The sequence below is a fragment of the Rothia mucilaginosa genome (genome assembly GCF_964211445.1).
GTDB lineage: Bacteria > Actinomycetota > Actinomycetes > Actinomycetales > Micrococcaceae > Rothia > Rothia mucilaginosa_E.
Genome location: NZ_CAXOQT010000059.1, coordinates 1 through 1,004 on the forward strand (window position 1 = coordinate 1; position 1,004 = coordinate 1,004).

1 pseudogene is annotated in these 1,004 nt (G+C 60.2%); it reads left to right on the top strand.

What is annotated here, in order from left to right:
* Nucleotides 1–707 (top strand): annotated as a pseudogene (locus tag AB8E48_RS08915) (hypothetical protein); the annotation flags it as partial.
* Between the last annotated feature and the right edge of the window lie 297 nt (nucleotides 708–1,004).

The window sequence follows — 1,004 nt, forward strand, 5'->3', positions numbered from 1 at the left end:
CTGCTCGTTCGGCGGAGGCGTCCGCGGGTCACCGTCAGGAGCGCCGCCAGCAGCGTCCGAGCCGCTTTCAGCCGATTCGCCGCGGTAGCGTGCTCTTTGACCAGGAGAGCGGTTCCGCCGCTCCCTCCGCTAGCGCCCCGCGTGCTGCGGCACAGCCTCAGGTAGCTGGGGCTCCGGTTGCTCCGAGTCAGCCTGTTCAGCAGCAGTCGGTTCAGCCTCAACGCGCTCAGCGCGTGCCGTCTGCTCAGCCCGCACAGCATGCCCAGGCACCTGTGGCTCCCGCTCAGCCGGTAGCACCTCAGCCTGCGCAGGTTGCCCAGGCGCCTGCCGCTCAGCAGCAGGCTCCCGCGCAGCAGCCGGCAATTCACCCGGATCAGCCGGTGGCCCGCCAGGCTCTGCGTGACGGTTCGCCCGTCCGTCAGGCACCTGCGGCACCTGCTACTCAGGCTCCCGCTCAGCCGATTCCCGAAGAGATTCCTCTGCCGGATGTCCTGGACGATTCCGAGTTCGATGCGCTGGATATCGCCTCGCTGAACGATTCGGCTCTTTCGACCGGTGCTACGGTAACCGGTGGTGTTCGTTCGACGAACCGTCACCCCGGTGCTGGCTCCTCCTTTGAGGCGGTGAGCAACACCTGGAACCCGGTTCAGTTGCCCAAGCCGCTGAGTGCTCTGCACCGCCAGGACAAGAATCAGGGTAAGAAGTAGACCTTGTCCTAGATATGTGTATAAAACCCCGACAGTTCGTACTGTCGGGGTTTTGTTTTGCTGGGAATGTGCCTCTGGAAAGGAACGAATAAAAAGAAAAGGAACCCCATCAGCGGGGTTCCTTTTCCAGCATCACACACAGGAAGAAAGTCTTCTAGACCGATTAGGAAGGCCTTCCCACAAGACCTGCCTTATTCGGTAATAAAAATATATCCTAATTCCCGTGCGGGTGACAAGCCGAAAATAGCGACACCCTGTCAATAAACTAAGGTTTACCTAAGTAAAATCCGCGCCATT